The sequence below is a fragment of the Rhizobium beringeri genome (assembly GCF_004306515.1).
GTDB classification, from domain to species: Bacteria; Pseudomonadota; Alphaproteobacteria; order Rhizobiales; family Rhizobiaceae; genus Rhizobium; species Rhizobium beringeri.
This window is the reverse complement of sequence record NZ_SILG01000001.1, coordinates 2,418,318-2,444,767: the sequence shown is the minus strand read 5'-3', so window position 1 is coordinate 2,444,767 and position 26,450 is coordinate 2,418,318. Positions and strand designations below refer to the sequence as shown.

Genomic DNA, 26,450 nt, shown 5'->3' with positions numbered 1-26,450 from the left:
CACGCGGCGCTGCCCGCCGATCGCCAACTTATTCTTCTCAAAGTGGAAACATTCCGGGGACGGTTGCGTTGTAGCCGCTACCGGCAGTGCGCCTGACAGGCCGTCTATGAGGAGGCTTATTCATGAAGGTCATGATTGTTGAAGACGAGAATTTTATCGCTCTGGAACTCGAACGCATTGCGCAAGAGGCTGGACACCAGACCATCGGCCCGGTTTCGACGGTGGAGCAGGCTCTCGCCCACGCTCAAAGAAGTGATGTCGCGCTCGTCGATCTCAGTCTCTCCGATGGGCTGAGCGGCGCTCAGCTCGCGCGCCGGCTGATCGACCGCCATCGGGTTGACGTCATCTTCGTGACCGGCAGTCCCGAGAATGTCGGTCACGGTATCGAAGGCGCGCTTGATGTGATCTCCAAGCCCTTCACCGATGAGAGGATCGCCAGCGCGCTCTCGCGGGCAGAGGAGCGACGCAAAAACTTCGACAGCAGCAAGGCTGCGTTGTGAACAGCAGCAAGGCTGCTTTGTGAACAGCAGCAAGCTGCGTTGTGATAAGAAGGAGATCGACGTCATTCAGGCCGCTGCTGCCTGCCCGAGGAGATAGTCCGGATGAAATATGCGCTCATTGGCGTTCTTTTCGCCCTCTCGGCCTGCGCCAGCGCAGGGGATCCGCAGCCTCTTCCGGGCAGCCTCACCTATGGCGGAGAGGTCCTCCATTCGCCCTATCGTCCAGGAACGGTGGTCAAGAATACCTTTCTTGGCGATTTCGGTTACCGTGTGTTCGAAACCTATGTCGTCCAACCGGATGGGACGCTCAAGCTGACGTCGCAGAGCACCGGGCCGGACTTCCTCTGGCAGTGAGGGTTCCGCAATCCAGAGAGGCGCAGGGAGCGCGCGCTTCGGGTGTCTGAGGCTTGCTCGTCGACTTCTGCGTTTTTCATTTCAGCGCAATTGAATGTTGCACTGCGATAAAAATCTCGTCTATACAACAGGCATTCACCACGGACCCGGTGAGACCCCGGGTGGCTCTTCTGGCCGCCGATCCGCCAGATAACGCAAAACCTGCATGCCATTACGCGACCGCTCGGCAGAGCGGGTCCGGCCGTGCTTTGCGAGAATCCATCCTATGCTGCTTTCCTCCATCCGTCGTGATTGGTCCGCCAATCCCATGCGCGAAATGCTTGCCGGAGCGGTGGCGACCTTCGCTCTGATCCCCGAGGTGATCGCTTTCTCGTTCGTGGCCGGGGTCGATCCCGAGGTCGGGCTGTTCGCCTCTTTCGTGATCGGCATCGTTATCGCCTTTACCGGCGGACGCCCGGCGATGATTTCGGCCGCCGCCGGATCGGTGGCGCTGGTCGCGGCACCGCTGGTGCATGCCCACGGCTTGCCCTATCTCTTTGCGGCCGGGCTGCTGGCGGGGTTAATCCAGATCGCCTTCGGCCTGCTGCGGCTTGGCGTGTTGATGCGCTTCGTCTCGAAATCCGTCCGCACCGGCTTCGTCAATGCGCTGGCTATTCTGATCTTTGCCGCGCAGATGCCGCATATTGTCGGCGCCGGCTGGATGGAATATGCCGTGCTGATTGCCGGGCTTGTCATCATTTACCTGACGCCGCGGATCACCACCGCGATCCCGTCGCCGCTGATCTGCATCCTGATCCTGACCGTCGCTTCGATGGCGCTCGGACTTCCCGTTCTCACCGTCGCCGACCTCGGCAAGCTGCCGGATTCGCTGCCTGTTTTCGGCTGGCCGGCGGTGCCGCTGACGGTTGAAACGTTTCGGATCATCGCCGGACCTGCATTTGCCATCGCCATGGTCGGGTTGCTGGAATCGATGATGACGGCGAGCGTCGTCGACGATCTCACGGATACGCCAAGCTCGAAGAACCGTGAATGCACTGGTCTCGGCCTAGCCAACGCGGCCGCGAGCCTGTTCGGAGGTATCGCCGGCTGCGGCATGATCGGCCAGACGGTGAGCAACGTGAAATATGGTGGGCGCGGCCGGCTCTCGACGCTATTTGCCGGCGCGTTCCTGCTGATCCTGATGGTGCTCCTGAAGCCGTGGGTCTCCGAGGTTCCGGTCGCCGCGCTGGTGGCGATCATGGTCATGGTGTCGATCGACACGTTCGACTGGTCGTCGCTTAGATCCGTTGTGGTTCATCCCAGGATGTCGAGCGCCGTCATGGTGGCAACCGTCGTCGTCACCGTCTTCACCGCCAATCTGGCGCTCGGGGTGACGGTTGGCGTGCTGCTCAGCGGCGTGTTCTTCACCTTCAAGGTTGCCCGCCTGCTGCGCGTCGACGCGGCGCCCGACCAAGCTACCGGGCGGTTGACCTATCGCGTGTCCGGCCAGGTGTTCTTTGCATCGTCCGACGTCTTCGTCGAAGCCTTCGACGTTCAGGACGCGATCGGCAAGTCTGTGCTGATCGACGTGTCCGAAGCGCATTTCTGGGACATCACCGCCGTTGCCGCACTCGACAAGGTCGTCCAACGGTTCGGGGCGCACGGCATAGCCGTGGAGGTCGTGGGCCTCAACCAGGCGAGCGCGACCTTGATCGGAAGCCTCGACAGCAAGGTGGTGCTGAAAGAGGTGTGACGGCGCGAGAGCGGGCGGATTTCCTAGAGCATGATGCCGAAAACTGTGAGCGGTTTTCGGACGACATCCTGTTCTAGCGCGAGACGATCGCGAAATCATCGCCGCCGCCGATTCCCGTGGCGTTCAGCCGTCTGACGGCCAGTTCGATGAATGCCTTGACCAAAGGCGGCAGGTGTCGGCTGCTGGGATAGACGACATGCAAGCCGCCGGCCGGGGTCGTATAGCCGTCGAGAACGCGGCGCAGCCGCCCGTCCTTGATGCAGGCTTCGGCGAATCGGTGCGGCAATTGGGCGATGCCATGGCCGGCGATCGCGGCGGCCATCACCGCCTGCATCTCGTTGGCGGCGAAGCGGCCCGAAACCGCGACCGTTTCCTGACCGTGCGGACCTTCCAGCAACCATTGCGCATGTGTGGCCTGGCCGGCGATGACGCAGTCGTGGCGGGCGAGATCTTCAGGCACACCAGGTGGGCCGCAGCGGGCGAGATAATCCGGGTTTGCGCAGAGAAGGCGGTGCATCGAACCGAGTTTGCGGGCCACCAAGGTAGAATCTTCGAGGACGCCGGTGCGGAAGGCGAGGTCTATACCGCTTTCGACGAGGTTCAGCCTGTCGTCGGTCAGGCGCAGCTCGACGCTCGTCTTCGGGTAGGTCGAAAGAAATTCGAAGATCGCATCCTGGAGGAAGTGGCCACCGAAGCCGACCGGCGCCGATATACGGATCGTGCCGGCAGGCTCGGCCCTCTCTTCGGCAAGCCGCTGGTTGGCGCCCTCGATCGTGCGCAGCGCCTGGCTGCTTTCTTCGTAGTAGAGACGCCCCGAAGCGGTCAGGTTGAGGCTGCGGGTCGTGCGCTGCAGAAGCCGGATGCCGAGTTCGCGCTCGAGTGCGGCGATACGGCGACTGACCGTCGTCTTCGGCATGCCGAGCAAGCGCGCGGCGGCGGTGAAGCTGCCCGATTCGACGACGCGGGCGAAAATCATGATATCGTTGAGATCGAGCATTGTATCCTGGTATGGTACGATGTTTTCCAATTATAGGCCATTATGGTTCAATGTGACAGGCCCTAACTTTGCTGCATCAGTCACAACAAGGAGCAGGCAGATGAGCAACACACGAAGCGTACTGGTCACAGGCGCCACCGGCCAGCAAGGCGGCGCGGTTGCACGCGCGTTGATGACGCGGGGACACCGCGTCAAGGCGATCACCCGTCGGCCCGAGAGCGACGGCGCAAAGCGGCTAACCGCGGCAGGAGCCCAGGTCGTCGCCGGCGATCTTGACGACGCGGCATCCGTGGCAGCGGCGGCAGAGGGCGTCGACGCGATGTTCCTGATGGGCAACAGCTACGAGGCCGGAACGGACGCGGAAACCCGTCAGGGCATTGCCGCCGCCGATGCGGCAAAGGCCGCCGGCATCGGCCACCTGATCTATTCCTCCGTCGCCGATGCCGACAAGACGACCGGCATTCCGCATTTCGACAGCAAGTATCTCGTCGAGAAGCACATTGCAGGCCTCGGCATCCCTTACACGATCAGCGCACCCGTCGCCTTCATGGAGAACACCGTGGCGCCCTGGGCGATCGACGGGCTGCGTCAGGGCGTCTATGCCGCAGCGCTGCCGCCCGCCCGCGTGCTGCAACAGGTCACCATCGATGACATCGGTGCTTTCGTCGCGACGTTGGCCGAGAGGCGCGAGCAGGTGTTCGGCAAGCGTTTCGATATTGCCGGCGACGAATTGTCCGGCGAGCAGCAGGCGAAGATCTTGTCCGAGGTGCTCGGCCGCCCCATCACTTACCGGGAATTGCCGATCGCGGCGATACGGCAGCAGAGCGAGGATACGGCGCTGATGTTCGAATGGTTCGACCGTACCGGCTACGACGCCGATATCGCCGCCCTGCGCCGCGATTTCCCCGATGTCGGATGGCACAGCTACGCCGACTGGGCACGCGGTTTTGACTGGAGTGTTCTCGATAAGGCGGCTGGTTGAGTTCGCTGTGACACCGGTGATCTGACCGGTGTCACCGACAGGTGATGCCTTGATGGTCTTGGCCACATTCTCCGTTATCCTCGGGCTTTACACTTAAGCCGAGGATCCATGGGCCACGGCCGCTCGCGGGTGCCGCGTGGATGCTCGGGTCAAGCCCGGGCATGACGGAGAGCAAAGGGCATGTCCGAACTCTACATCGCAGAATTGAAGAGCGCTGGACTGGCAGATCGATCGCTTCCACGCCGCATGGCGATTGTCCTGCTGTTCGAGATAGACAGGAGCCGCCGCTGCCAACGATACCTCACGCCTGAGCGGTCGGCCTAACAACGATGTCGCTGATATCGACATCGGCGGGTTGCTCGATGGCGAAAGCTATGGCGCGGGCGATAGCATCGGGTGAAATTGCCATCTCGTCCATGCGCTTTGCCATCTCTGCCTTGATCTCTGGGCTGGTCATGGAGCCCGCGAAATCGGTCTTGATAAATCCCGGCGAGATGTTGGTGACGCGCAGATGCGGGCCGGCCTCCAGCCGCAGGCCTTCGGCGATGGTGCGCATGGCGTTCTTCGTGCCGGCATAGACGGCCATGGTCGGCTTGATGATGAGGCCGGCGGTCGAGAGCGTGCTGACGAAGTGGCCGGAACCCTGCCGGCGGAACACCGGCAAGGCCGCGGCGATGCCATAGAGCGGGCCCTTGATGTTAACGTCGATCATCTCCTGCCAATCCTCGACCCGCAGTTCATCAAGAAGGGAGATCGGCCCGATGCCGGCATTGTTGATCATCACGTCGATCCTGCCATAGCTGTTGCAGGCAAGCGCCACGAGAGCTGTGAGGTCCTCGCGCTTTTTCACGTCCATGGCGAGGCAGACGGCCTCGCCGCCTTTTTCGGCGATGCGTCGCGCCAGGGCCTGCAGCCGGTCGGCGCGGCGGGCTCCAAGCACGAGCTTCGCACCGCGCTCGGCCAGCAGCAGCGCTGTGGCTTCGCCGATGCCGCTGCTGGCGCCCGTGATTGCAATAACCTTATCCTTGATATCAGGCATCTTCGTTCTCCTTTGTGCCTTTGAGGATTGCAGGTACTGCCTGGAGAATCTATGCTAGTTGCTCTTTGATTTCGTCGAGATCGTCCAGAACCCGTGATCGATCCCTTGTCCGATGTCTTTTCGCTGCTCGAGATAGAGAGTGCGCGCTGCACGCGTTTCGAGGTCGGCGGGCAATGGGCGTTTCGTTTTCCGGCCAAGCCCGCGCTCAAGTTCGTTGCTGTCCTCCGCGGCGCGTGCTCGATCGTTCTGCCGGGTGAGTCGCCATTTTCGCTTGTCGCGGGCGACACCTTCCTGCTTGCCAATGCGCCCGCCTATGTGATCGCCAACGATCTCGATAGGGAGCCGGAGGACGGGATCGCCTTCTTCGACTGGGAGCATTCCAACATCGCCCGGCACGGCGGTGGCGAGACCGCGCTGATCGGCGGCAGCTTCGTCATCGGAGGCGGCAACGCCCGGCTGCTGCTCGACGCGCTGCCGCCGTTCATTCATATCCCGGCCAGCGACCGCGGCGCCGCACTCCTCAGCACTACGCTCGCAACCCTCGACGACGAACTCGAGGCCGGGCAGATGGGCTCGACGCTGATGACGCGGCGCATGGGCGACATCCTGCTCGTGCAGGCGCTGCGGGCCTATGTGGGCCGGGAGGGTGCTGCCGAAACGGGATGGATCGGCGCGCTGACAAATCCGCAGATCGGCGCGGCGATCAGCCTGATCCACAACAGCCCCGGCCATCGCTGGACGGTCGAGGCGCTGGCGACCCGGATCGGCATGTCGCGCTCCGCCTTTGCGCAACGTTTCAAGGAACTGGTCGGCGTTGCACCCCTCGACTATGTCACGCGCTGGCGCATGCATCGCGCCCGCGAAGCCCTGCGCCGAGAGGATGTCTCGGTCGCCGGCCTTGCCGCGGCACTCGGATATTCCTCCGAAAGCGCCTTCGGAAACGCGTTCAAGCGTGTCTTCGGGCGCGCACCGAAGCGCTACTGGTCGGACGCGAAGGTCGGGTGAGAACGGCTGTTCCGCTTGCTAGGGTTGCTGGGGAATCCTATTGTCCGTCGGCAGACCATCGTCCTTGAAGGGGAGACTTCAATGCCGTCGAGTTTCAATGTCGAAAGTGCGGATGGTTATGAACGGCTGATGGGGCGCTGGAGCAGGAAGCTGGCGCCGATGCTGGTCGATTTCGCCGGTCTGGCGGATGGGGATCGCGTGCTCGATGTCGGCTGCGGGACTGGCAGCCTGACCTTCACCCTTGCGGAAACACCGGGTCTTCGCGAGATCGTCGCCATCGATTATTCAACGGTCTTCGTCGAGGCGGCAAAGCGACGCAACACCGATCCGCGCGTATCGATCCAGCAGGCCGATGCCTGCGCGCTTCCCTTCGAGGATAATCGCTTCGACAGGGCGATGGCGCTGCTCGTACTGCATTTCGTGCCGGAGGCGGGAAAGGCGGTATCCGAGATGCGCCGTGTGGTGCGCCCGGGTGGCGTGGTCGCGGCCGCCGTCTGGGACCATTATGGCGGCATGTCCGGCATGCGGATGATGTGGGATACGGTGGCGATGCTTGATGAGGGCGCGCTGCCCCTGCGGCGCAAATATTGTTTCCAGCCGATGATGCGGCCGGGGGAAATGCAGGAGAGCTTCATCGCGCAGGGCCTAGCCGATGTTGAGGAGACCTCGCTGCTGATCCGGATGGAATATCTTTCCTTCGAGGATTACTGGGGCCCGATCGCCGCCGGCGAGGGACCGCTCGGTAAATATGTCGCAGGGCTCGACTCGGCGAAGCGAAAGGCGGTCGATGCCGCCGTCAGGGCCGCTTACGAGGCTGGCGAGCCGAATGGGCCGCGGTCGTTCGCATCGGTGGCGTGGGCGTGCCGGGGCAGGGTGCCGGGCCAGAGCTAGGCATGGCATTTTCGCTGCGACCGAGTGTGGTGGGTATGGTGGCAACGCCGGAGAGAACCCTGAGGCGCGTCGAAGGACGGGGCGGCGCGGCCGGCGTCAAGTGGACGCAAGCAGCGGCGTTGCGGCATGTCCTTCGAGGCTTCGCGCTGTGGGCTCCGCGCCTCAGGATCAGGGGCGTTGGAGGATGCCGCGCCAAGAACAAAAGGCGCTGGAGAGTGGCATGCCTTCAATGGTGGCGCTGGACGTGCCGGCCGATCACGGCAATCGTGATGGAACACGGGCAGCATTGCTGACGTTATTGCCCGCTGTCTCCGACTGCAAACGCTGCCGTAACAGCATCACCCGCCCGTTTCGGGCACCCCTTCCGACGGCATCCGGAATTGCCCGCCTCGCCGCCGCTTTCGGACGGAGGAATATCAGATGTCCGCTTTGGAAAGCCTGCGCCGGCTGACGCCGCAGCAGCGCAACACCGTCATCGCCAGCTATCTCGGCTGGACACTCGACGCTTTCGATTTCTTCATTCTCGTCTTCGTTCTCAAATATATCGCCGAGGAATTCCACACCGACGTTCCCGCCGTGTCGGTGGCGATCTTCCTGACGCTTGCCATGCGGGCGCTCGGCGCGCTGATCTTCGGGCTGGCGGCCGACCGTTACGGGCGGCGCATCACGCTGATGGCCGACGTGCTGCTTTATTCGCTGTTCGAATTCCTGACCGGCTTCTCGACAGGGCTCACCATGTTCCTTGTGCTCAGGGCGCTCTACGGCATCGCCATGGGCGGCGAATGGGGCGTCGGCGCCTCGCTTGTTATGGAGACGGTGCCGGAGGAAAGCCGCGGCATCGTTTCCGGCATCCTGCAAGCCGGGTATCCCTCGGGCTATCTCATCGCCTCGATCGTGTTCTTCCTGCTCTTCCCGGTCATCGGCTGGCGTGGCATGTTTTTTGTTGGCGCGGTGCCGGCGCTGCTGGTGCTCTACATCAGACGCAATGTCGAGGAGAGCCCGGCCTTCCTGAAGCGGCAGGCCGAGGGCCGCCGGCCGTTCCTGACGGTCTTGCGCGAGAATATTCCGCTGTTCATCTGGGCGGTGCTTTTGATGACGGCGTTCAACTTCTTTAGCCACGGCACGCAGGACATCTACCCGACCTTCCTCGAGACGCAGCGCAACTATTCGAGCTATACGGTCGGCGCGATCGCCATCGTCTACAATATCGGGGCGATCTGCGGCGGGCTGTTCTTCGGGGCGCTGTCGCAGCGGATCGGCCGGAAGAAGGCTATCGTCATCGCCGCACTGATCGCAATACCCGTCGCGCCGCTCTGGGCCTATGCGCCGGGGCCGGTGCTGCTCGCCATCGGCGCTTTCCTGATGCAGTTCTTCGTCCAGGGCGCCTGGGGCATCGTGCCGGTGCATCTGAACGAGCTGTCGCCCGACGAGGTGCGCGGCACCTTTCCTGGCTTCGCCTACCAGCTCGGCAACTTGCTCGCCTCGGGCAATGCGACGCTGCAGGCGGGGCTGGCCGCCCGCTGGGACGGCGACTATGCCTATGCGCTCTTGATCGTCGCGGCCGTGGTGGCGCTCATCGTCGCGGCCCTTGCCGGCTTCGGCTACGAGAAGAAGGACGTCCGCTTCGGCACGGAGGAGGCCGAGGAACCGCATGGCGCGATGCGAATCTAGCGCTGCCTGCGGTTATGAAGGCCGGCGGCACTTGTCGCCGGCCTTTCAACTCCTCAGCACTTTGCAACCGCAGATGCGATCTTAAAACGCCGACCGCAACAGGCTGATGCTGGAAGGCAAGCCGCTGCGCGAGCTGCCGCTGATCCCAATCAGTCGCGTGAGACGATTGGTCCGAGCCTTGAGGGCTTGCCGTCGAATGACGGCGTGCTAGGTAAGGCCCGCTGGCATCTCGCCGGATCGATCTTTCCCTCTACAGTCCCGAGTTATTCCATGTCCTTTTCTCCCGCCGCCGTCTGGCCCGTCGTCATGCTGTTTGCCTCCAACATCTTCATGACCTTTGCCTGGTACGGGCATCTCAAGCACAAGAGCAGCGCGATCTTCCTCGCCATCATCGTCAGCTGGGGCATCGCCTTTTTCGAATATTGCCTGGCGGTGCCGGCCAACCGTATCGGCTCGGCGGTCTATACGACGGCGCAGTTGAAGACGATGCAGGAGGTGATCACGCTGATCGTCTTTTCCGGCTTCTCGATTTTCTGGCTCGGCGAGAACCTCACCTGGAACCATGCGATTGGCTTTGCCCTGATCGCAATTGGTGCATCCTTCATCTTCCGTGCATAAACTTTAGCCTTTTCAATAGATTACAAATCGTCCATGTCTAGATATTGCCGCATTTCCTACAGATTGCGGTCGCAATCGGCTGGCAGCCTGTCACCTCAAGCTTTTGGTTTTGCGCATTCCGGGCGCAAAACCGCTGTGCGCTTTTGCTGGAATTGCTTCAGCAGTGATCAGGAGGTGATCTGCCATGAGCCTGTCTTTCCCGACGATGGCGGCGCTCCGGTTCGGCTATGGTTTCCGGCCAGGCGAGGCGCCGCCGAGCAGCAAGGACGAGCTCATCGGCCAGCTGCGCAAGGGGGTGGCGGCGATGCCGGACTTTCCCCTTGGCGGTCCCGATATGCGCCACCGGGCGATCCTCAGCCTGCAGGAGCAGCTCAAGCAGATCCGTCAGGACGCCAAGACGGTGACCGACGATACGACGCAGCGCGAGATGCGCAAAGGGGTGCAGCGCCAGGCGCAGCAGCAGTTTCAACATGATTCGAACCTGCGGCTGATGCAGGCGGTGTTGTCGCCGTACGGCTTCTACGAGCGGCTGGCGACCTTCTGGACCGATCATTTCTCCACCAGCGCCAACAAGAGCCTGCCGATGCGCCTCATCGTGCCGCTCTACGAGGCCGAGGCGATCCGGCCGTTCATCTCAGGCAGGTTCGGCGATCTCTTGCGCAATGCCACCGCCCATCCGGCCATGCTGATCTATCTCGACCAGGCGGATTCGCTCGGGCCGGATTCGGCCGGCGGCATGAAACGCAACAAGGGGCTGAACGAAAATCTCGGCCGCGAACTGCTGGAGCTGCACACGCTCGGCGCTGGCAGCGGCTATAGCCAGGCGGATGTGACCGCGGCAGCCATGGTGCTGACGGGGCTCACCATCGACCGCAAGGAGATGGACATCGCCTTCCGGCCGAATATTTCGGAGCCCGGCGAGCATGAGGTGCTCGGCGTCAGCTATGGCGGGCGCAGGCGCTCGCGCGACGATTATCTCGACATGCTCGACGATCTCGCGCTCCATCCGAAGACGGCGGCGCATATCAGCCACAAGCTCGCGGTGCATTTCATCTCCGACCAGCCAGACGAGGGGATGGTGTCCGACATGGCCGAAGCCTGGAAGAAGACGGATGGCGACCTGACCGCCGTCTACACCGCCATGCTCGACCATCCTGCCGCCTGGCGCGACGAGGGCGCCAAGGCGCGCCAGCCCTTCGATTATGTCGTCGCCGGCCTGAGGGCGCTGAATGCGGGACCGGTCAACGGCGTTGTCGGCAGTTTCCTCGCGGCCAACCAGCAGGGTACTGATGAGGGCGACATGGCGGCGAACACGCCTGGCATGGCAGGATCGCCAGTGACGACGGATCCTGCCGGCGAGGCGAGGGAGAAGCGCCTCAAAGCCTTCCAGACGGCGCGGGCGCTGGGGCAGGGGGCACTCAGGCGCATGGGGCAGCCGACCTGGCTGCCGCCGAGCCCGGCCGGTTTCGAGGAAGGCTTCTCCGCCTGGATCACCGGCAGCCAGCTCGCCGAGCGGCTGGCCTGGGCAAGGCGGGCCGCAGCACAGTTCGGCCGGGATGAGGATCCGCGCGAATTCCTGAAGTCGACGCTTGCCGATGCTGCCCGCGACGAGACGATCCGCGTGGTGTCGCAGGCGCCGAACAAGATCAGCGGGCTGACGCTGGTGCTGGCATCGCCCGAATTCAATCGCCGCTAACCAGACTTTCGTTGGCAAGCCAACGCTTCGTCTGCTTAGCTCCCTTGTTTTGTCGCAGGTTCTGGCCGGAAAACCGTTGGACACTTTTCCGGAACCTGCTTAGGAGGCCTCGCCCATGACGCTGCCCATGAACCGGATTTCGCTGTCCCGCCGCGGCTTTCTGACCTCTGCCTGCTGTCTTGCCGCCGCCCCCGTCTTCACGCCGGTCACTTTCGCGGCGATGCCGGGTGACAACCGTTTCGTCACCATCGTGCTGCGCGGCGCGATGGACGGGCTGGATCTTGTGCAGCCCTATGGCGATGCCGGCTTTGCGGCGCTCAGGCCGGCACTGGCGCTGACGCCCGATACCGGGCTTCTCGATCTCGATGGCCATTTTGGCCTCAATCCTGCGGCGGCCGAGCTGATGCCGCTGTGGAAGAGCCGCGAGCTTGCCTTCGTGCATGCGGTATCGACGCCCTACCGCGACCAGCGCAGCCATTTCGACGGGCAGGACATGCTGGAATCCGGCGGCGAGCATGTCGCCGAGGAAAAGACCGGCTGGCTGAATCGGGCGCTCGCCGTCATTCCGCGCTCGGATGCGCGCAAGGCGATCGACATCAACACTTCAACGGAGCTGATCCTCTCCGGACCCAACAATGTCGATGTCTGGGCGTCGGATTCCAATCTGACGCCGGCGCGCGACGAGATGCAGTTCCTGGCGCGGCTCTATGCCGGCGATCCGCCGTTCGCCGAGGCGCTTGCCGAGGCGACACGGGCTGACACCGCCTCGATGATGGTCGAGCCGGAGGGCCAGCGCGGCGCCAAGATCGCCGATGTGGCGGCGCTCGCCGGCAACATGCTGAAGGGCGATTACCGCATCGCCAGCTTCTCGATCAGCGGCTGGGACACGCATATCGGCCAGGCCGGCCAGTTCAAGCGGCCGGTGCAGGACCTTTCGCAGGCGATCAATACGCTGAAGACCACGCTCGGGCCCGAGATCTGGGCAAAGACGGTGGTGCTTGCCATGACCGAGTTCGGCCGCACGGTGCGCCAGAACGGCTCAGCCGGCACCGACCACGGCACCGGCGGCTGCGCGCTGCTTGCCGGTGGCGCCATCAACGGCGGCCGCATCCTCGGCCGTTGGCCGGGCATCGGCGACGGCCAGCTGCTCGACGACCGCGACCTGATGCCGACCGCCGACGTGCGCGAACTCGCCGCGGCGATGCTCTACCGGCAGTTCGATGTGTCTGCCGATGATTTGACGGGGAAGATCTTTCCGGGGCTGGGGTTCGACAAGGGGTCGCAGTTTCTGCGTGGGTGAGGCCCGGTCCCGCAAAGCGGGAGCGATCGATCCAGTGAATCGATCGCAGGGCCGAACGCCCTGAGCCCAAGCGAGGGGCCGGGGTGATAGGCCTTTAGTGGCCAGTCATCTTCAGCGCTGCCTCGGGAAGCCGCTCGCCTTGAACCTCGATGCCGGAGAGGGCTGCGTCGATTTCGGCGAGGTCGTCGGGCAGCAGGTCGACGTCTACCGCCCCGAGATTCTCTTCCAGCCGATGCTGCTTCGTTGTTCCGGGGATCGGGACGATCCATGGCTTTTGGGACAGTAGCCAGGAGAGGGCGATCTGCGCGGGTGTTGCGCCCTTGCGGTCGCCGATCCGCTTGATCAGGTCGACGAGCGCAAAATTGGCCTTGCGCGCCTCGGGCGAAAAACGCGGCACGCTGTTGCGGAAATCGCTTGGATCGAACTTGGTATTCTCGTCGATCTTACCGGTCAAAAAGCCTGCGCCGAGTGGGCTAAAGGGCACGAAACCGATGCCGAGTTCCTCAAGGGTGGGCAGCAGTTCCGCCTCGGGGCCGCGCCAGAAGAGCGAATATTCGCTCTGGACGGCTGTCACCTTCTGGACGGCATGGGCGCGGCGGATCGTCTGAACGCCGGCTTCGGAAAGGCCGAAATGTTTGACCTTGCCGGCTGCGATCAGGTCCTTGACGGCACCGGCCACGTCTTCGATCGGCACGTCGGGATCGACGCGATGCTGATAGAACAGGTCGATGCGGTCCGTCTTCAGGCGGCGCAGGCAAGCATCGGCAACTGCCTTGACATGTTCGGGGCGGCTATTCGTGCCGCCGCGGCGTTCACCGGTTTGCTGATCGATATCAAAGCCGAATTTGGTGGCGATGACCACCTGGTCGCGGATCGGTGCGAGCGCTTTGCCGACAAGCTCTTCATTGACGAAAGGGCCATAGGCTTCGGCCGTATCGAACAAGGTCACGCCCTGCTGATGGGCGGTGCGCATCAATCTGATCATGTCACCTTCATCGGCGGGCGGGCCGTAAGCGGCGCTCATGCTCATGCAGCCGAGACCAAGTGCCGAGACTTGGAGATCGCCGATAGTGCGTGTTTTCATGGTCGTATCCATTCCTGGTTTTGTTTGGGCTCGGGGCAGTCCGTTCCGCGGCGCGGGAGCAGCCGGTCTCGCGGTCGAGTTGACGTGAACTTAGTCCTCGTGTCAGCTTTCGATTAGATGCTGTAATGCGCATGAACCTATAAGACGGACTAATGAATGCCTCAGGACAACAATTTCAACGAACTCGTGGCCTTTCTCACCGTCGCCAGGGAGCGGAGCTTTACCAGGGCGGCCGCCAAGCTCGGCGTGTCGCAATCGGCGCTGAGCCAGACGGTGCGCGGTCTCGAAGAGAAGCTCGGGCTTCGCCTTTTGACCCGCACGACCAGAAGCGTGTCGCCGACGCAGGCAGGAGAACGTCTGCTGGAACGGGTCGGACCGAGATTTGAAGAAATCCAGTTCGAGATCGCCGCGCTCAGCGAAATGCGCGAGCGGCCGGCGGGCACCATTCGCATCACGGCAGGCGAGCATCCGGCGATTTCCGTTCTCGCCCCGGCATTGGCTCGGTTTCTTCCTGGTCATCCCGATATAAATGTCGAGGTGATCGTCGACTACGGCCTGACCGACATCGTCGCCGAGCGTTACGACGCCGGCATCCGGCTCGGCGAGCATTTGGCAAAGGACATGATCGCGGTCCGGATCGGCCCCGAGATATGCATGGCGGTCGTCGGAGCGCCCGCCTATTTCGAGCACCATCCGCGCCCTGATGTCCCTCAGGATCTGACGGCGCACAACTGCATCAACATGCGGTTGCCGACGCACGGGACCATGTATCCCTGGGAGTTCGAGAAGGACGGACGTGAATTGCGCGTCCGTGTCGAGGGCCAGGCCGTGTTCAACAACGTTGCCATGAGGATCGGCGCCGTGTTGGACGGTCTGGGGCTGGCCTACATGCCCGAGGATCAGGTTCAGTCCTACATTGAAGACGGGCGCCTGATCCGGGTTCTCAAGGACTGGTGCCAGCCTTTCCCAGGATACCATCTCTACTATCCGAACAGGCGGCATGCATCTCCCGCCTTCACCCTGTTCGTCGATGCGCTACGCTATAGAGGAAAATAGTGCCGATTTTATTCCATCACGGCTTATCAACAGCCTGTGATTAATTAGTCAGCCTAATAGACCCTAGCTGTTCAGGCCGGCTAATCCTTTCCGTCCGATGCCGCTACCTTCTCGCCATCTGAAACGAAGCGAGAAGCCGACATGCGATATGGATTGTCCAACACCCTGGCCGCATTGCTGCTTGCCTCAGCGCAGCTTGCCGCGCCATTGGCGACGGCTGCCGATGCGGTAAAGCCCGAGCCATTGGTCATCCAGGAGCAGGGCAGCTTTGCCGTCGGGGGAACCAGCACGACGGCGCCCGGAACCTTCGATCCGCTGAAACCTCTCGATCCCGCGGGGCAGACCTATCACGGCGATCATGCCTTTGCCTTCTATCAGGTGCCGGCAAACCCGCGTCAGTATCCGATCGTGATGTGGCACGGTGCCGGACAATTCTCCAAGACCTGGGAGACGACGCCCGACGGCCGCGAAGGCTTCCAGAATATCTTCCTGCGTCGAGGCTTCTCCACCTATCTCCTCGACCAGCCGCGCCGGGGCGGGGCCGGGCGGAGCATGGCCGAGACGGTGGTGAAGCCGACAGCGGACGAGCAGCTCTGGTTCAACCAGTTTCGCGTTGGTATCTGGCCGAACTATTTCGACGGCGTGCAATTCTCCCGTGATCCGGAAGCGCTGAACCAGTACTTCCGCGCGATGACGCCGAACACCGGGCCGTTCGATATGGACGTTGTGTCCAATGCGGTGGCAAAGCTGTTCGAGAAAATCGGTCCCGGCATTCTTTTCACTCACTCGCAGGGCGGCGGACCGGGCTGGCTAACGGCCATCAAAAGCGACAAGGTTAAAGCCATCGTCGCCTTCGAACCCGGCAGCAGCTTCGTGTTTCCGGCAGGCGAGGTCCCCGCCGATATGCCGAGCGCCTTCGACACGCTGAAGGGCGTGCCGGTGCCGATGGACGACTTCATCAAGCTGACCAAGATCCCGATCGTCATCTACTATGGCGACAACATCCCCGACCAGCCAACGACGATGCCGGCACAGGACAGCTGGCGGGTGCGCCTGGCAATGGCCCGCCTGTGGCGGGACACCGTGAACAAGCATGGCGGCGATGTCACCGTCGTGCACCTTCCCGAGATCGGCATCCGCGGTAACACCCACTTCGCGTTCTCCGACCTGAACAACATCCAGATCGCTGACCTGGTCTCGGCTTTCCTTAGCGAGAGGAAGCTCGACTGATCCCGGAAATCATGAGGTGAAGACCATGAAACAATTGTTGGGAAACTTGATGCTGTCCGCCAGCGTGATGCTGGCCGTTCTGCCGGGCGTCGTCAGTGCTCAGGCACCGGCCGAAGAGGACGATAAGTCCCGGCGCTCGCGCGCCCAGCAACTGATGGGCGCGACCGCGCCGAAGCTGGCGGAACTGACAGACGACGTCCTCTATGGCGACATATGGGAGCGCCCGCAGCTGTCGAAGCGGGATCGCAGCCTGGTCACTGTTGCCGCGCTGATCGCTATGAACCGGCCCGACCAGCTCAGATCCCATCTTGCCATGGCCCGCCAGAACGGTGTGACCGAGGACGAGCTGATCGAGACGATCACCCACCTTGCCTTCTACGCCGGCTGGCCGAACGCGGTCTCGGCCGTTGCCGTCGCAAAGGACGTCTTCGGACGCGAATGAGACGAGCCGCCTTCCGCCTTTACCGAATCTTCCGCACAAAACCAGGAAAAGACATCCATGCGTCATCTCATCAAGCGCATTTCCATTCTCTTTGCCATGGCTGGCGCCGTGGTTCTGGTCGGCTGGAACGTCGATGCCGAACCGAACCGGACGACGCTGCCCGAATTGGCAGGCCTCGTTCATTACACGACCGTCAGGCGCGGCAACGTGACCGAGCACATCATGACGACGAACGAAGCCATCCAGGCTGTGAAGAATGGGCAGCCCGTTCCAGACGGTACGCACTTCGTGCTGGTCGATTACCGTGATGGGGAAGTCTATCGCACCTTCGTCATGGAAAAGGGTTCCGGCTGGGGCAGCGATTATGACGAAGACCGTCGCACCGGCGACTGGCAGTTCCAATGGTTCAAGCCGGACGGCAGCGTCAACATGGCCGAGAACACGGCGCGGTGCCAGTCCTGTCATTCGTCCAGGGCCGACGAAGACTTCCTCTACACCCTCGACGCTCTCAAGGAATTTGACGGAGCCGTCATTGACTAGGCCGGATCGAGACCCCGGTGAGGGCGTCGCATCGTGAGTCCCTTTTTCGTGATCCGCCTCGTGCTCGACTTCACCGCCGCCGGGCTGCTCTTGGCCGCGCTCGCCTACTGGTGGCTCGACAACACCTCGCATGAGTTGATCGGCACTAGCATGTTCGTCCTTCTCGTCTCGCACAACGTCTTCAACAGGCGGTGGTGGGCGAGGCTGCCAAAGGCGGCGCTCGGCAGGCCAAACCTTTTGACAATCGCGTCGAATATCTCGATCGCCCTGGCGATATCAGCATTGCTGGTGACCAGCATGCTGATTTCCCGCATGGTGTTTGCTTTCCTTCCCGTGAGCGGCGGGCCGACGGCGCGCGAAATTCACATCCTTGCGGCCTATTGGGCGTTCATCCTCGCAGCCGTCCATCTCGGCCTTCACTGGTCGATGATCATGGCCGTCATAGGCAGGCTTTTGCGGGTCGGTGCCCCAAACGCGATCAGGACTGCATCCCTTCGCGCAGCGGCGGGCGCAATAGCGGCGTGGGGCATCCACAGCCTGTTCGTCATGGGAATCGGAGACCGGCTCATTGCCCGGCCATCGATCGATTCTGGGACTTCCAGGAGTCCACCATCGGGTTCTTCCTGAATCACATCGCGATCCTGGGGACGTGTGCGTGCGCTGCGCATTACGCGGTCGTCTGGCTTCGATGGGTGGGTGGGGTACGGCGGGTGACGGATGCCGGCGAGTGATGTTTGTGACGGTTTTGTGGGGATGGAGTTTGCGGCTGCCCGGCCCTTCGCTTGGGCTCTGGGCGTTCGAAGCTGCAATCGATTCACTGGATCGATTGCTCCCGCTTCGCGGGACCACGTCTCACCCCAGCACATCATAGAGGCGGAAGATGAAGCTGATTTGGTAGATCAGGTTGGCGATGACGAAGGCGGCGTGGAAGCGGCGGTTGGGAGTCCAGGCGGCGATGGCGCAGAGGAGGATGTAGATGATGTTGCGGGCTGGGTATTCCCAGCCGAGAGAGAGGATGCGTTCATGGCCCTTGAGCGCCGTGTCGAGAATATCGACGGCGTAGGTCAGGCCGAGGATGCCGAAGAACCATTTGCGCCGGGAAATGAAATATTCCTCGTAGCCGCCATATTCGTCGAGTGTAGCAGGGAAGAGCAGGGCGCAGAGCAGGAAGAACAGGCTGCAGAAGCAGATCAGGAAGAGATAGATGCCAAAGCCGATGGCCGGCACGGCCTGCAGGCGATATTCCCACCACCAGATATGGATGATGAACAGGAACATCGACAGTGCCCAGCCGAGATGGATGGGATAGACCTTGGCCTTGCCTGGATGCTGGACGATGCCGGCAAGGCCGGTCAGCACCCTGGCGAGCGAAAGGCTGATGACCATGCCCATCACCACCTTGATGTGAAGGAAGACCTCCGGCGAGCTGACCGTTTCCATACTTTCAATCCTTGGTCTGTCACTCCTTGGGGACTTGCTTCGGTTTGCCCTCTTCGTCGAGAGCCACCATGATGAAGGTGCCAGCCGTGACCTTTTCCATCTTGGCGTAACGCGCGCGGTGCGCCCAGGCTTCGACGCAGAGGGTGATCGAGGTGCGGCCGACGCGGTCGATATCGGTATAGACGGAAAGCGTATCACCGATTTTGACCGGCAACTCGAAGGCCATCTCCTTGACCGCAGCGGTGACGACGCGGCCCTTGGCACGCTCTGCGGCGCGGATGCCTGAGGCAAGGTCCATCTGCGCCATGACCCAGCCGCCGAAGATATCGCCAGCTGGATTGGCATCGCCCGGCATGGCAAGCGTCCTGAGCGTCAGTTCGCCTCTCGGCTTGGCGGCATCGGTCATCAAGTCTTCTCCATCTGGTGCGGGCCATGGGCCGGCGATTCACTGGGGAGCACCCTAGTGCAAAGGCTGTGGGCTGTAAAAGACGGCAAGGCCAAGCGCAACAGGCGGTCGACGAGAAAAATGTTGCCGCCTTTGCCGATTGAAATCCCATTCGATTTCAAATGGTTGAATTTTGCAACTGTTACCTGACCTAACGTTATTTAATCATCTTCTAATTAAGCTTTACGCTCCAGTAATTCCGGCAATTCAGAATGCGATCGATCTCAAATACAAGAATCGCCGGGAACCTCATGCGCAACATCAAGATTTCCACCCGTCTTTACTGCCTCGTCGGATTCACACTTGCCGTACTGGCGGCGACGATGGTCTTCTTCCTGAACTATTCCTATTCCGAGCTGGAAGCGGAGCGGAAGGCGGGGCTGGCGCAAATGGATGCGACGGCGCTCGGCATCTTCGACAAATATTACAAGATGGAGCAGGCGGGCACGATGACCCGCGAACAGGCGCAGGCGGCCGCCAAGGACGTGATCGGCGCGATGCGCTACGGCGCCGACGGCTATTTCTGGATCAACGACATGCGTCCCACCATGGTGATGCACCCGATCAAGCCGCAGTTGAACGGCACCGATATCTCCCAGATGAAGGATCCGACCGGCAAGTTCCTGTTCGTCGAGTTCGTCAACAAGGTGAAGAAGGACGGTAAGGGCTTCGTCGATTATCTTTGGCCGAAGCCGGGCGCCGACCAGCCAGTGCTGAAATATTCCTATGTCGCCGGTTTCGAGCCCTGGGGCTGGATCGTCGGCACAGGTGTCTATGCGGATGATCTTGCCGCGCTCTATCGCCAGAACGCGATGTGGGCCGCGCTGCTCTGCCTGCTTGGCGCCGCCGCGACAATTGCCATCGCCTATGCCATCGTGCGCAGCGTGACGGCGCCGATCGCCCGGCTGAAGGCGGCGATGAACGCGATTGCCGCCGAAGAAGCATCGGTGGAGATCGCAGGCAGTGACCGTCGCGATGAGATCGGCCAGATGGCCAAGGCGCTGCTGGTGCTGCGCGACTCCGTCGGTGAGCGTAGCGCGCTGCGCGGGCGGGAAGACGATAGGCAGCGGCAGATCGAGGAAGAGCGCCGCGGCAACGAGGCAAGTCTGCGTTCGGCGTCCGAACGGCAAACTCAAGCGATGCAGGCGCTCGGCGTCGGCCTGGAGAAGCTGGCGGGCGGTGACCTGACGGTTGTGATCGGCGATATCGGCGAGGATTACGCCAAGCTGAGGGGCGATTTCAACGCCGCTGTCGATGCGCTGAACGGTGTGATCCATGCGATCGCCGAATCGAGCCATGTCGTCAACGAAAGCGCTTCCGACATCAGCGAGGCGACCGGCAATCTGTCGAAGCGCACGGAGCAGCAGGCGGCCGCACTCGAAGAGACGGCGGCAGCGCTCGACGAGATCACCGCGACGGTCAAGACGGCATCCGAACGGGCGAACGAGGCGCGCGAGATGGTGGCCGAGACCAAGGCAAGCGCCGGAAAATCTGGAGAGATCGTCCGCAATGCGGTCACCGCGATGGGCCGGATCGAGGATTCGTCCAACCGCATCGGTCAGATTATCTCGGTCATCGACGAGATCGCCTTCCAGACGAACCTTCTGGCGCTAAATGCCGGCGTCGAGGCCGCGCGGGCGGGCGAAGCGGGCCGCGGCTTTGCAGTCGTTGCCCAAGAGGTGCGCGAACTCGCCCAGCGTTCCGCCAATGCGGCCAAGGAGATCAAGGAGCTGATCAGCCGGTCGGCGACGGAAGTTGAGGGCGGGGTGGCGCTGGTGCGCTCGACGGGCGAAGCGCTGCTGGAGATCGAGGCGCTGGTCAATCAGGTCAACGATCACGTTGCATCGATCGCCACGGCGGCACGCGAGCAGTCAACGGGGCTGAACGAGATCAACGGTTCCGTCAACCACATGGACCAGATGACCCAGCAGAATGCCGCCATGGTCGAGGAAACGACGGCGGCAAGCCGCACGCTTGCCGACGAAAGCACCCAGCTGAAAACGCTGCTCGCGAATTTTCGCCTGCGCGCGGAGCAGTCGGCGGTGACCCGATACACACGGGCAGCGTGAGGAAGCGGAGAGATTAAAGGCCGGGAAACCGGCCTTTTTCAATTCCGTCGCGTTCAGATTGTGCCGGTAAGTTTTCATTCACCGTTTTTAATTAAAATTGGAGTGAGTTTTTTCGGTCACTGCCCAGCCAGCCTGTGGAAGCGATAAGAGTATGGCGTTTGTTTCCTTTCCTCGGCGAATCCTTTTGCCCGTTATCCTCTCGGCGGCGCTGACGACCTGTTCGATCAGTGATGGGCTGGTGCCGCCGGCCAATGTCGACAACGGCACCAGGGTCAGCTCGATCTCGCCCGCGCGGGCGCCAGCGGCGCGCATGGCGCCCTCGGTCCGAATGGCACCCGTGGAAAGTCAGGCCTCCTATCCGGTTTCCAGCGCGCCCGTCGGCAATAGCCAGGGCTCCGTCGATTACCTCGACACGCCGAACCTTGCCGGTACTGGCCACGCTGCACGAGCCGCTCCGTCGCAAACCGCACCGGGGCGCAAGCTGCCGATGATCGACAGCGACGAGGCGCTGGCGCAGCAGAACCAGAACTGGGGCGGCACGCAGGATCTTGCGATCCCATCCGGCGGCGTCAACATGGATGATGAGCTCGGGGCCGAGCCGGTCGTCGGGCTGGCGCAGGAGCAACAGCAGCAGATCGCCGAGGGCAATGCCACCGAGCCGGTTGTCGACGGCATCGGCACCGACAATCCGACGCAGCTCAACCAGCCTATGCGCCAACCCGCGCAGCAGCCGATGCCGCAACCGGCTGCGCAGACGCAGATGAGCCGGGCGCCCGCCTGGAACGACGGCAGCCCCGTGGTGGCGCCAACCCGTGTTCCCGAAGAGGACGAGAGCGAAGAGGTCGCGATGCTGCGGCCGAACAATCCGATGATGAGCGAGCCGGCGGCACCCGTCGATCCCAGCGTCATGCCATCCTCCGAGCTTGCCTGCCGGCGCGAGCTGAAGCGCATGGGCGTGCTCTTCGACGACAAGCCGCCGATTTCGAATGGGCCGGCCTGTCAGGTGCCTTATCCGGTGTCGCTGAAGGGGCTTTCCGGCAATATCGGCGTTCGCCCGGCCGTAACGCTGAACTGCCAGGTGACGCTCGCCTTCGCCAAATGGGTGAAGAACGAACTGGCACCGTCCGCCCGCTACCGTTACTGGTCCGGCATCAAGACGATCCAGCCGCTCGGCGGCTATTCCTGCCGGCGCATGAACAACAGCCGGCAGAAATACAATCCGATGTCGGAACACGCCCGCGGCAACGCCATCGACGTCGGCAAGTTCGTGCTGAAGAACGGCCACGAGATCGACGTGCGCAAGAAGGGGCTGTTCTCGCTACGCGAGGGGCGGCTGCTGAAGGCGGTGCGCAGCGACAGCTGCCGCTATTTCAACACCGTACTCGGTCCGGGCAGCAACCCGGAGCACTGGAACCACTTTCACTTCGATCTGCGCTCCCGCAAGAGCGGCAAGGCCTATTGTGACTGATGCATGTCCTCCTAAACCATGCGGCGGATGCTGATGTTGCGGCCGCAATTGGGCCGGGCTGGCAGAAAACGGTTCATCCCCGCCGCAGGGCACGCTATAGATCGGCGAGGCGGATTGCCGTTTCGAGAGTTTGATCCATGAGCTATGATTTCCACGTCGGCCAGAAGGTCGTCTGCATCAACGATACCTTCAAGCATGTCAGCATCGACCAGCTCATCCGCAAAGGCGAGATCTATACGATCCGCTGGGTGGGCGAATATACCCATTATATCGACGGCACCTTCATCGGGGTGAAGCTCGCGGAAATCAATCGCGGCAATGACGACGGGCCGGAGGGTTATGGTGCGGCCGACATGCCCTATCGCGCGACGCGCTTCCGGCCGCTGGTGAAGGACAAGATCTCGTCACTGCGCAAGCTTCTGGCGCCGACGCCCGATGCGCCGGTGGAACCGAAGGAAAAAATCAGGAAGAAAGAAAAGGTCTGAGCGCCGCCCGGCGACATCAGCATTTTTCCGACTTTATGCGCGCGACATCAACGCCGTGGTGACGCGATTGTGCCTTCAGGGTGCCTGTGCAACAGTCCGCGTCGGACATGTAGAGGAGGGGCCGTGAGACCGATTTCGAGAATCCTGGCGCTCTGCGCTGCCATCGCCATTACGGTCGCGGCAACGGATGCGGCGGCCGCCGATCCGCTGGTTTTCAACTATCACGGATGGCAGGTCGATCTCACCAACGCCAAGGGCGCGGAGCCCGATCGGGAGATGGTCGCGGCCGTCAAGCGGCAGCTCGACATTGTCGAGCATGTCGATCTGAAACCCGATGCCCTCACTTTCATGCGCACGATCAGGATCTGGGCCAACCCCGCCGCCGCAAAAGCCGGGCCTGGCCACTACAGCAGCAAGACCGGCATCGACCTGCGCGTCAAAAATCTTGCGCCCGACAAGCCGATCATCCTGCATGAACTTCTGCATGCTTATCACGACCGGATGCTTCCTGAGGGATTCGACAATGCCGATGTCACGCAATTCTTCGATATCGGCCGGCGGGTCTGGCCAGGCGATTCCTACATGATGAGCAATAGCCACGAATTCTTCGCGGTCACGGCCAGCGTCTACCTGTTCGGCGACATCGACCGGCCGCCTCATTCGCGCAGCCAGCTGCGGGAGAAGCAGCCGCGATATTATCAGTGGCTGGCCACGCTGTTCGACGACGGCCGGCCGCGGTCGTAAGGCCGCATCAGACACCGCGATACGGATCAGGCCGTCTTCCTGCTCAGGAACAGCGCGGTCTCTTTTCGGACCTCAAGCACGCCGTTGCGTTGGCTGAAGGCATCGGCAACGGCTTGACGGAACTTGGTGAGCTGGAGCTCGCTGGCGCCATCGCCGGGCGGGTAGGAGGTGAGCGCCAGGAATACATCCTCGGGCTCAGTGATCCTCAGGCTTGCCGGATGCTGCGACATGCTCACGTTTCCAAACTGCGACCGCATCGATCGTTCGGCAGCGTCATATCCGAAGGCTTCGGCAGCCGGATCAGATGGGGCACTGCCGAACAAGGTCGTCAGCGCGTAGATCTCGCGCATATTGCCGGCGCCGTTGGTTGTGACCGCGAGTAGGCCGCCCGGCCTCAGCACTCTTGACATGTCCGCGATGCCGGCGGCCGGTTCGGGCAGGTGATAGAGCATATGCATCGCGACCACGGCATCGAAGGCGCCATCTTCGAAGGGAAGCGCGGCAGCGTCGGCTTGGCAACCCCAGACGGAGCCGAATGGCAGGGCGCTGCAACGCGCCACCGCCTCGTCGACCATGCCTTGTGAAAGGTCGGCGAGCGTCAGGTCAAGATTCTCCGGCAGCAGACCTGCCGTTGCTGCCCAGAACCAGGCCGGTCCGCAGCCGACGTCGAGGACACGATCGCCCGACTTCAGGGACAATTGCGCCGCAACCCATGGAAACCAGGGCGTCTCGGCGATGGTGTATTGGCTATGCAGTCGAGCCCGCGCGGCGAGCTTCCGGCTGTCGACATAGTGTCCCGCATTGTCTGCCGTTATGGAGGACATGGCATCTCTCCGGGCTTTTTCATGGGAGCCACCTCGCGCTTGCCGGCAGAGCCTATAGAGGGCTCTGTTCCCGGACAAGACGTGACTTTGCGCAGCGGGTCGGCCTGCTCGCACAGCTGACGTTGAGGATTACCTTGATGTGATGAGTTTGGCCGGAGAAATAAATCGCATCCGATTAAATCGGAATAGTGTTGACATCGGTTTTGGTGCGGCGTATTAGAGCGTATCCGATTTAATCGGACGCGTAATAAATCAAACCGAAAGGATATCATCATGACCGAGAAGCTTCTTTTTACCGGCAAAACCCACATCTCCGGCGGCCGCAACGGCTCTGCACGCAGCAGCGACGGCACGATCGACATCAAGCTGCCGCAACCGCATCCGGCTGCCGAAAACCTGTTCGGCATCGCCTGGTCGGCCTGCTATATCGGCGCCATCGAGTTCGCCGCCTCGCAGCGGAAGATCGCGCTGCCGGCCGGTCCCGAGGTCGACGCGGAGATCGATCTCAACGTCGATAACGGCTCCTTCTTCCTCAGGGCGCGCCTCAATGTCAGCCTGCCCGGCATCGATCGCGACGTTGCTGAGGAGTTGATCGAGGCAGCCCATGGCATCTGCCCTTATTCCAAGGCGACACACGGCAATATCGACGTCCAGACCAGGCTTGTCTGAGCGGGGAAGGGCGGACCCCACCGTCAGAGGATTTGATGCGGAGGGCCTGCCGATCGGCTGGCAGACCCCTTCCTGAGGTAGCAGGCACCGGAAACCTTGCCGATCTGGAGAATATGCCATGATCAATAGCCACGCCCAGCCGCACCAGGCCTATGACGAGTTTTCACTCGTGCTCGACCCTGATGTCTATGAGCCATTGCCCGATGACTGGCTGATCGGCATCACCGACGTCGTCAGCTCGACCGCTGCGATCCGGTCGGGGCGCTATGAAGACGTCAACTATGCCGGCGCATCTGTTATCGCGGCGCTCGGCAATGCCTGGGGTTCGTTCGATTTCCCCTTCGTGTTTCGTGGGGATGGGGCGGCATTCGCCTTGCCGCCGCAGGGCATCATGGCCGCGACCTCGGCATTGCGGCAGGTCGCAAGCTTTGCCAGCACCGATCTCGACCTCAACCTTCGGATCGGGCTGCTCACCGTGCGTGAAATCCGGGCCGGTGGGCGCGACGTCAGAATTGCCCGCTATGCCGCCTCCGAGAACGCGACCTATGCGATGTTTACAGGGGGAGGGCTCAAATGGGCGGAGCAGCAGATTAGGAATGGCCGGTATCTGGTCAAGCCGGGCCGCTACGCGGCGAAGCCTGATCTGACTGGACTGAGCTGTGACTGGACCCCATTCCCAAGCCAGCGAGGCGAGATCCTGTCGCTGCTGGTCGAGCCAAGTGACCATATCAGTTCCGAGGTCTTTGCGGCGCTGGCGAAGCGTGTGCTTGCGGTTTTCGATACCGCGCCGCGCCAATCTCATCCGCTTCCCGCCGGTGTTCCCTTGTCAGGAGACAGCGGGAAGCAGGTCGATGCGAAAGGCTGGTCGGAGGTCGCCGCCAGCTCGGATTTCCGCAAGTTCGACGACGGTTTGCGCCTGACGCTGGACTGCACGCCGGAACAGATCGACAGGGTCGAAGCGATCCTCGTTCCGGCAAGGGCGCGCGGCGAGATCAACTTCGGACTGCACCGCCAGTCGCATGCGCTGATGACCTGCCTCGTGCCATCAGGCAGCGCGGACTCGCACCTGCATTTCCTCGACGGAATGGGCGGCGGTTATGCGAGGGCGGCCGAGATGATGGAGGCCGGTGCGCTTGGTGACGTTCAGCATCATGCGCACTGAAGAGCCG

The 26,450-nt window shown here is 62.3% G+C and carries 26 protein-coding genes, 1 pseudogene and 1 other annotated feature; of the genes and pseudogenes, 21 read left to right on the top strand and 6 right to left on the bottom strand.

Annotated elements, in window-relative coordinates; translation table 11 throughout:
• Positions 1-122 precede the first annotated feature (122 nt).
• From ELH03_RS12375 to ELH03_RS12365, 3 genes are all read left to right on the top strand, one after another.
• Positions 123-500 (top strand): response regulator, encoded by a 378-nt coding sequence (locus ELH03_RS12375; RefSeq protein ID WP_018074478.1) that lies wholly within the window; start codon positions 123-125, stop codon positions 498-500.
• A gap of 102 nt (positions 501-602) precedes the next feature.
• Positions 603-854, top strand: coding sequence for a hypothetical protein (locus ELH03_RS12370; RefSeq protein WP_128411882.1), 252 nt, complete (start codon positions 603-605; stop codon positions 852-854).
• 139 nt (positions 855-993) lie between these two features.
• Positions 994-1,049 (top strand) — a sequence feature (sul1 is cis-regulatory element that is thought to sense ions involved in sulfur or methionine metabolism; They are found in Alphaproteobacteria).
• A gap of 70 nt (positions 1,050-1,119) precedes the next feature.
• A complete protein-coding gene (locus ELH03_RS12365) occupies positions 1,120-2,586 on the top strand; it encodes a SulP family inorganic anion transporter (protein ID WP_130766346.1) in 1,467 nt (488 codons plus the stop codon).
• Between the two features lie 73 nt (positions 2,587-2,659).
• Here ELH03_RS12365 and ELH03_RS12360 read toward each other — a convergent pair whose 3' ends face one another.
• Positions 2,660-3,583, bottom strand: coding sequence for a LysR family transcriptional regulator (locus ELH03_RS12360; protein ID WP_128400509.1), 924 nt, complete (start codon positions 3,581-3,583; stop codon positions 2,660-2,662).
• Between the two features lie 100 nt (positions 3,584-3,683).
• Between ELH03_RS12360 and ELH03_RS12355 the strand changes: the two genes are divergently transcribed.
• Positions 3,684-4,565: an NmrA/HSCARG family protein gene (locus ELH03_RS12355; RefSeq protein WP_128400510.1), complete on the top strand. Its 882-nt coding sequence runs from the start codon at positions 3,684-3,686 to the stop codon at positions 4,563-4,565.
• A 301-nt stretch (positions 4,566-4,866) separates the two neighbouring features.
• On the opposite strand, the gene ELH03_RS12350 is transcribed toward ELH03_RS12355, so the two are convergent.
• Positions 4,867-5,604, bottom strand: a complete 738-nt coding sequence (locus tag ELH03_RS12350; RefSeq protein ID WP_130766345.1) for an SDR family oxidoreductase — start codon at positions 5,602-5,604, stop codon at positions 4,867-4,869.
• A gap of 93 nt (positions 5,605-5,697) precedes the next feature.
• On the opposite strand from ELH03_RS12350, the gene ELH03_RS12345 reads away from it, so the two are divergent.
• The 6 genes from ELH03_RS12345 to ELH03_RS12320 all read left to right on the top strand — a co-directional run bounded on the left by ELH03_RS12345 (position 5,698) and on the right by ELH03_RS12320 (position 12,785).
• Entirely contained in the window at positions 5,698-6,609 is a 912-nt protein-coding gene (locus ELH03_RS12345; protein ID WP_128400512.1) for an AraC family transcriptional regulator, read from the top strand.
• Between the two features lie 81 nt (positions 6,610-6,690).
• Positions 6,691-7,500 (top strand): class I SAM-dependent methyltransferase, encoded by an 810-nt coding sequence (locus tag ELH03_RS12340; RefSeq protein WP_128400513.1) that lies wholly within the window; start codon positions 6,691-6,693, stop codon positions 7,498-7,500.
• 420 nt (positions 7,501-7,920) lie between these two features.
• Positions 7,921-9,171, top strand: a complete 1,251-nt coding sequence (locus ELH03_RS12335; RefSeq protein WP_128400514.1) for an MFS transporter — start codon at positions 7,921-7,923, stop codon at positions 9,169-9,171.
• Between the two features lie 270 nt (positions 9,172-9,441).
• Positions 9,442-9,789, top strand: coding sequence for a DMT family protein (locus tag ELH03_RS12330; RefSeq protein WP_003560330.1), 348 nt, complete (start codon positions 9,442-9,444; stop codon positions 9,787-9,789).
• 184 nt (positions 9,790-9,973) lie between these two features.
• Positions 9,974-11,485, top strand: a complete 1,512-nt coding sequence (locus tag ELH03_RS12325) for a DUF1800 domain-containing protein (protein WP_130766344.1) — start codon at positions 9,974-9,976, stop codon at positions 11,483-11,485.
• 115 nt (positions 11,486-11,600) lie between these two features.
• Positions 11,601-12,785, top strand: a complete 1,185-nt coding sequence (locus ELH03_RS12320) for a DUF1501 domain-containing protein (protein ID WP_128400516.1) — start codon at positions 11,601-11,603, stop codon at positions 12,783-12,785.
• A 94-nt stretch (positions 12,786-12,879) separates the two neighbouring features.
• On the opposite strand, the gene ELH03_RS12315 is transcribed toward ELH03_RS12320, so the two are convergent.
• Positions 12,880-13,869 carry an aldo/keto reductase gene (locus tag ELH03_RS12315; protein WP_128400517.1) on the bottom strand — a complete coding sequence of 330 codons (990 nt, stop codon included), beginning with the start codon at positions 13,867-13,869 and terminating at the stop codon, positions 12,880-12,882.
• Positions 13,870-14,025: 156 nt separating this feature from the next.
• On the opposite strand from ELH03_RS12315, the gene ELH03_RS12310 reads away from it, so the two are divergent.
• From ELH03_RS12310 to ELH03_RS12290, 5 genes and pseudogenes are all read left to right on the top strand, one after another.
• Entirely contained in the window at positions 14,026-14,925 is a 900-nt protein-coding gene (locus ELH03_RS12310) for a LysR family transcriptional regulator (RefSeq protein ID WP_130766343.1), read from the top strand.
• Between the two features lie 141 nt (positions 14,926-15,066).
• Complete coding sequence (locus tag ELH03_RS12305; protein WP_128412299.1) at positions 15,067-16,155, top strand: alpha/beta hydrolase; 1,089 nt, start codon at positions 15,067-15,069, stop codon at positions 16,153-16,155.
• 25 nt (positions 16,156-16,180) lie between these two features.
• Positions 16,181-16,597, top strand: coding sequence for a carboxymuconolactone decarboxylase family protein (locus ELH03_RS12300; protein ID WP_197727748.1), 417 nt, complete (start codon positions 16,181-16,183; stop codon positions 16,595-16,597).
• Positions 16,598-16,654: 57 nt separating this feature from the next.
• Complete coding sequence (locus ELH03_RS12295; protein ID WP_128405361.1) at positions 16,655-17,137, top strand: cytochrome P460 family protein; 483 nt, start codon at positions 16,655-16,657, stop codon at positions 17,135-17,137.
• A 33-nt stretch (positions 17,138-17,170) separates the two neighbouring features.
• A pseudogene (locus ELH03_RS12290) lies at positions 17,171-17,868 on the top strand (DUF4405 domain-containing protein).
• A gap of 121 nt (positions 17,869-17,989) precedes the next feature.
• On the opposite strand, the gene ELH03_RS12285 reads toward ELH03_RS12290, so the two are convergent.
• A complete protein-coding gene (locus tag ELH03_RS12285; RefSeq protein WP_017994435.1) occupies positions 17,990-18,577 on the bottom strand; it encodes a hypothetical protein in 588 nt (195 codons plus the stop codon).
• 19 nt (positions 18,578-18,596) lie between these two features.
• A complete protein-coding gene (locus ELH03_RS12280; RefSeq protein WP_130766342.1) occupies positions 18,597-18,983 on the bottom strand; it encodes an acyl-CoA thioesterase in 387 nt (128 codons plus the stop codon).
• Positions 18,984-19,273: 290 nt separating this feature from the next.
• On the opposite strand from ELH03_RS12280, the gene ELH03_RS12275 reads away from it, so the two are divergent.
• The 4 genes from ELH03_RS12275 to ELH03_RS12260 all read left to right on the top strand — a co-directional run bounded on the left by ELH03_RS12275 (position 19,274) and on the right by ELH03_RS12260 (position 23,788).
• Entirely contained in the window at positions 19,274-21,091 is a 1,818-nt protein-coding gene (locus ELH03_RS12275; protein ID WP_130766341.1) for a methyl-accepting chemotaxis protein, read from the top strand.
• A gap of 151 nt (positions 21,092-21,242) precedes the next feature.
• A complete protein-coding gene (locus ELH03_RS12270; protein WP_130766340.1) occupies positions 21,243-22,559 on the top strand; it encodes an extensin-like domain-containing protein in 1,317 nt (438 codons plus the stop codon).
• A 137-nt stretch (positions 22,560-22,696) separates the two neighbouring features.
• Positions 22,697-23,044 carry a CAP-Gly domain-containing protein gene (locus tag ELH03_RS12265; protein ID WP_012757920.1) on the top strand — a complete coding sequence of 116 codons (348 nt, stop codon included), beginning with the start codon at positions 22,697-22,699 and terminating at the stop codon, positions 23,042-23,044.
• Between the two features lie 123 nt (positions 23,045-23,167).
• Positions 23,168-23,788: a hypothetical protein gene (locus ELH03_RS12260; protein ID WP_130766339.1), complete on the top strand. Its 621-nt coding sequence runs from the start codon at positions 23,168-23,170 to the stop codon at positions 23,786-23,788.
• 26 nt (positions 23,789-23,814) lie between these two features.
• Here the strand turns inward: ELH03_RS12260 and ELH03_RS12255 are convergent, their stop codons facing one another.
• Complete coding sequence (locus ELH03_RS12255; RefSeq protein WP_130766338.1) at positions 23,815-24,612, bottom strand: class I SAM-dependent methyltransferase; 798 nt, start codon at positions 24,610-24,612, stop codon at positions 23,815-23,817.
• Positions 24,613-24,885: 273 nt separating this feature from the next.
• On the opposite strand from ELH03_RS12255, the gene ELH03_RS12250 reads away from it, so the two are divergent.
• The gene (locus ELH03_RS12250) at positions 24,886-25,281 is read left to right on the top strand and encodes an Ohr family peroxiredoxin (protein ID WP_130766337.1); all 396 of its coding nucleotides are present in this window, start codon (positions 24,886-24,888) and stop codon (positions 25,279-25,281) included.
• A 118-nt stretch (positions 25,282-25,399) separates the two neighbouring features.
• Complete coding sequence (locus tag ELH03_RS12245; RefSeq protein WP_130766336.1) at positions 25,400-26,443, top strand: DUF3095 family protein; 1,044 nt, start codon at positions 25,400-25,402, stop codon at positions 26,441-26,443.
• The last annotated feature ends 7 nt before the right edge of the window (positions 26,444-26,450 follow it).

Bases quoted from the DNA above. Each gene is read 5' to 3' on its own strand.
- ELH03_RS12285 (WP_017994435.1), bottom strand. From the start codon at position 18,577: ATGGAAACGGTCAGCTCGCCGGAGGTCTTCCTTCACATCAAGGTGGTG.
- ELH03_RS12340 (WP_128400513.1), top strand. From the start codon at position 6,691: ATGCCGTCGAGTTTCAATGTCGAAAGTGCGGATGGTTATGAACGGCTG.
- ELH03_RS12335 (WP_128400514.1), top strand. From the start codon at position 7,921: ATGTCCGCTTTGGAAAGCCTGCGCCGGCTGACGCCGCAGCAGCGCAAC.
- ELH03_RS12305 (WP_128412299.1), top strand. From the start codon at position 15,067: ATGCGATATGGATTGTCCAACACCCTGGCCGCATTGCTGCTTGCCTCA.
- ELH03_RS12325 (WP_130766344.1), top strand. From the start codon at position 9,974: ATGAGCCTGTCTTTCCCGACGATGGCGGCGCTCCGGTTCGGCTATGGT.
- ELH03_RS12310 (WP_130766343.1), top strand. From the start codon at position 14,026: ATGCCTCAGGACAACAATTTCAACGAACTCGTGGCCTTTCTCACCGTC.
- ELH03_RS12320 (WP_128400516.1), top strand. From the start codon at position 11,601: ATGACGCTGCCCATGAACCGGATTTCGCTGTCCCGCCGCGGCTTTCTG.
- ELH03_RS12270 (WP_130766340.1), top strand. From the start codon at position 21,243: ATGGCGTTTGTTTCCTTTCCTCGGCGAATCCTTTTGCCCGTTATCCTC.
- ELH03_RS12315 (WP_128400517.1), bottom strand. From the start codon at position 13,869: ATGAAAACACGCACTATCGGCGATCTCCAAGTCTCGGCACTTGGTCTC.
- ELH03_RS12295 (WP_128405361.1), top strand. From the start codon at position 16,655: ATGCGTCATCTCATCAAGCGCATTTCCATTCTCTTTGCCATGGCTGGC.
- ELH03_RS12250 (WP_130766337.1), top strand. From the start codon at position 24,886: ATGACCGAGAAGCTTCTTTTTACCGGCAAAACCCACATCTCCGGCGGC.
- ELH03_RS12355 (WP_128400510.1), top strand. From the start codon at position 3,684: ATGAGCAACACACGAAGCGTACTGGTCACAGGCGCCACCGGCCAGCAA.
- ELH03_RS12245 (WP_130766336.1), top strand. From the start codon at position 25,400: ATGATCAATAGCCACGCCCAGCCGCACCAGGCCTATGACGAGTTTTCA.
- ELH03_RS12375 (WP_018074478.1), top strand. From the start codon at position 123: ATGAAGGTCATGATTGTTGAAGACGAGAATTTTATCGCTCTGGAACTC.
- ELH03_RS12365 (WP_130766346.1), top strand. From the start codon at position 1,120: ATGCTGCTTTCCTCCATCCGTCGTGATTGGTCCGCCAATCCCATGCGC.
- ELH03_RS12360 (WP_128400509.1), bottom strand. From the start codon at position 3,583: ATGCTCGATCTCAACGATATCATGATTTTCGCCCGCGTCGTCGAATCG.
- ELH03_RS12265 (WP_012757920.1), top strand. From the start codon at position 22,697: ATGAGCTATGATTTCCACGTCGGCCAGAAGGTCGTCTGCATCAACGAT.
- ELH03_RS12275 (WP_130766341.1), top strand. From the start codon at position 19,274: ATGCGCAACATCAAGATTTCCACCCGTCTTTACTGCCTCGTCGGATTC.
- ELH03_RS12370 (WP_128411882.1), top strand. From the start codon at position 603: ATGAAATATGCGCTCATTGGCGTTCTTTTCGCCCTCTCGGCCTGCGCC.
- ELH03_RS12330 (WP_003560330.1), top strand. From the start codon at position 9,442: ATGTCCTTTTCTCCCGCCGCCGTCTGGCCCGTCGTCATGCTGTTTGCC.
- ELH03_RS12300 (WP_197727748.1), top strand. From the start codon at position 16,181: ATGAAACAATTGTTGGGAAACTTGATGCTGTCCGCCAGCGTGATGCTG.
- ELH03_RS12255 (WP_130766338.1), bottom strand. From the start codon at position 24,612: ATGTCCTCCATAACGGCAGACAATGCGGGACACTATGTCGACAGCCGG.
- ELH03_RS12280 (WP_130766342.1), bottom strand. From the start codon at position 18,983: ATGACCGATGCCGCCAAGCCGAGAGGCGAACTGACGCTCAGGACGCTT.
- ELH03_RS12350 (WP_130766345.1), bottom strand. From the start codon at position 5,604: ATGCCTGATATCAAGGATAAGGTTATTGCAATCACGGGCGCCAGCAGC.